This is a genomic window from Corynebacterium macginleyi (assembly GCF_003688935.1).
GTDB classification, from domain to species: domain Bacteria; phylum Actinomycetota; class Actinomycetes; order Mycobacteriales; family Mycobacteriaceae; genus Corynebacterium; species Corynebacterium macginleyi.
This window is the reverse complement of the sequence record NZ_REGE01000043.1, coordinates 1-2,658: the sequence shown is the minus strand read 5'-3', so window position 1 is coordinate 2,658 and position 2,658 is coordinate 1. Positions and strand designations below refer to the sequence as shown.

Here is a 2,658-nt window from a genome sequence, read left to right as displayed (position 1 = left end):
GTCGGTGGTAGATAGCTACAGGGAAACGCCCGGTCCCATTCCGAACCCGGAAGCTAAGCCTGTACACGCTGATGGTACTGCAACCGGGAGGTTGTGGGAGAGTAAGTCACCGCCGACACCAAACAAAAAACAACAACTACATATGATTCACAGTAATCCCCGACAGACCACCACACCCAACAACGCGGAACGGTGAGCCTGCCGGGGACTATCTGTCATCGTCCCCCTGCTGATATATGCGACACGTACCATGCCAAGAACGTAGCCAGTCTCCGATTCGGCTACTTTTCCGGCGTCAGGATCTCTTTCCACGAGTCTGTTGACTCTAGTCGAGGCCCCTTTGCAATCTTTTGCCCGCTTGCTGGTTAGCCAATCCCCATAAGGGGTAATACTTGAAAAATTTCTGACTTGGGCATTGCGTTCGGTAGGTAAATTAAGTACTCTGAAAGAGCATCAATAATATCCTAAAATATCCGGCGCCATAGTACTAAAATATAACTATGTGTGCGTTTAGTTACGATGTTTTTAGCTTTTGAAAGAGAAAGTATGGCGGAGGGTAAAATTGCAGCTGGGCCCGCTACCGCTCTTGCGGTTTCAATATTGGCTGGTCCAGTGAATACCGATAGGAATTTTGAAACCAGCGTTAGTGGGCTTCGCGTTGGCTATAGGAATCGTGGCTGGACTGATGGAAATATTGTTGGGTACAACAAGGAAATTACAGCCGCTAACTGTTTAAATAACTTTGATGGATCTCCTGGAAAATTTTAGATGAACCAGCGTCGAGTGCTTTCCATGCAGTCGGGCCCGCACGTAGGATCGCGCTCGCTCCATAGATGCTATGGGGTATGGGACCGAGGTGAGTGGGGCGCCAGGCTGCGGGAAACTAACATGCTGAAATTCATACATTTAGTTGGAGTTACTTGACTGTCAAGGGGATGATATTTGTATGGTAGTTACCGTTCAAGTTAGCGCATTAAATGTGCGGCGCTCAAATAAAATAATTTTGGATATACCACAGTTAGTGATAGATGAACGCCCCACGCTTCTACTGGGAGCCAACGGTGCAGGGAAATCAACCCTTTTTTCTGCCCTTGCATCAGATTCTTCTCCGAGTGAAGGAACTGTCCTCAGGACGGGATCGATATCCATAGTTGAGCAGACATTCAATCCTATTACCGGTTTCACCTCCAGTGAGTACTGTGCTTATGTTGCATGGTTGTTTGGACGAGATAAAAAGGCTGCAAAGAAAGAAAGCTTATATTGGCTAGACTTTGTAGATTTGTCAAGAGTCTCTAATCAACGGTGCGAAAGTCTTAGCGGAGGGGAACGCTCTAGGTTGGCGATAGCCACTGCGCTGAACTCTGGTGCGGAAACACTACTGCTTGATGAACCAAGTGCGGCACTTGATTCACTCAACAAAGAACATGTAACTGAGGTATATCAACGGATCGTGGAAAGAGGGCATAATCTAGTCGTCTCAACGCATGATTCCGGCGAACTACAGAGGCCTTTCGAGAGGGTTCTTGTTCTTGATAAGGGGAAGCTACATTTCGATGGCTCACGGCGAGACTTCGTGCAGTTAGCCCGAGAACCGGGAGATTCCCCGGCACATATCCTCTCACGGTCCTTTGTGCGGAGAGGAAACTACAGTGGTTCCTAATTTCGGTGTTAGACACTGGCTTCGCCGTCCCTCATTATGGATTTGCCTGGTTGGGATAATGCTTAGCGCAGTACCTGTTTCCAAATTTGGCAAGACGCTGTACTATGAGTCGGCAGCTGTTCAATCTACACTGGTATTCTTTGTAATTGCTCCCGCGGTTTCTGCCGCCATGGCCTGGGAGGCATCACGTTTTCGGCCTCTAGTGCGATTGGGGGTAAAACCTGTTGCTCGTATCTTTGTGAATCGAATGTTTGCATGGTCGCTGCTTTTTCCTTTTGGCTATGTATTAGCAATCCTTTCCCAAAATACTGATTCCGCGTTGTTTGGTTCGTCAATTTTTTGGGTTATGCTCGCGTATTCGGCCATAGTCGGCATCTGTTGGACGTTAGTCGGGAGCGTACTTGGTTTTTTCTTTAAACCACTGGTATCAGTGTCCGTTTCAGGGGCGCTTGCGTATTCTTGGTATGCGGTAATTCCCGCCATTTCGCCTGGAGCCCTAAGGCGAATAACCGGTGATTTTTTAGCGTGTTGTTCTCTTGACGCAACGCTAGATGTGAATGCAATTGGAACAGCAATTGCAGGTATTATTGGATTTACGCTGACCATTACTTCAGCTGCCGCACTGTTGAGAAACTGCAGTAAATTCTATATTTTTTTCTTCTTTTTAGGGCTTATTATCTTTTTTGGTTCGTTCGTTTGGGCACGACAGCTGACAGAGTTAGGGCTTGCGCAAAGAGATCCTCGTCAGTTAGTCTGTTCTTCTAATGTTTGCGCTTGGCCTGAAGTTCCTAGAGAAAATATAATACTCAATATCCAAGCGAGAGATGCCTTCTCTGAGATATCGCCTATTGAATGGAGAGATTTCTCAGAATGAGGTTACCCTCGTTTAGTGGACACCCTATTAGTACGGATCTTGTGTCCGTAGGAGAGGATGTTCATTGTGAGTTCGTCAAGGAAGAAGTACACCCCGGAGTACCGGCGTGAAGCCGCGAATCTGG

General features: G+C 47.3%; 3 protein-coding genes and 1 rRNA gene. All 4 read left to right on the top strand.

What is annotated here, in order from left to right; genetic code table 11:
- The 4 genes from rrf (at position 1) to D9V82_RS12105 (ending at position 2,534) form a co-directional block, all read left to right on the top strand.
- A 5S ribosomal RNA gene (rrf, locus tag D9V82_RS11860) occupies positions 1-118 on the top strand.
- 386 nt (positions 119-504) lie between these two features.
- Positions 505-768 carry a hypothetical protein gene (locus D9V82_RS12110; RefSeq protein WP_147446215.1) on the top strand — a complete coding sequence of 88 codons (264 nt, stop codon included), beginning with the start codon at positions 505-507 and terminating at the stop codon, positions 766-768.
- Between the two features lie 178 nt (positions 769-946).
- Positions 947-1,660, top strand: coding sequence for an ATP-binding cassette domain-containing protein (locus D9V82_RS11855; protein WP_121912531.1), 714 nt, complete (start codon positions 947-949; stop codon positions 1,658-1,660).
- A gap of 58 nt (positions 1,661-1,718) precedes the next feature.
- Positions 1,719-2,534 (top strand): hypothetical protein, encoded by an 816-nt coding sequence (locus D9V82_RS12105; protein WP_147446214.1) that lies wholly within the window; start codon positions 1,719-1,721, stop codon positions 2,532-2,534.
- The last annotated feature ends 124 nt before the right edge of the window (positions 2,535-2,658 follow it).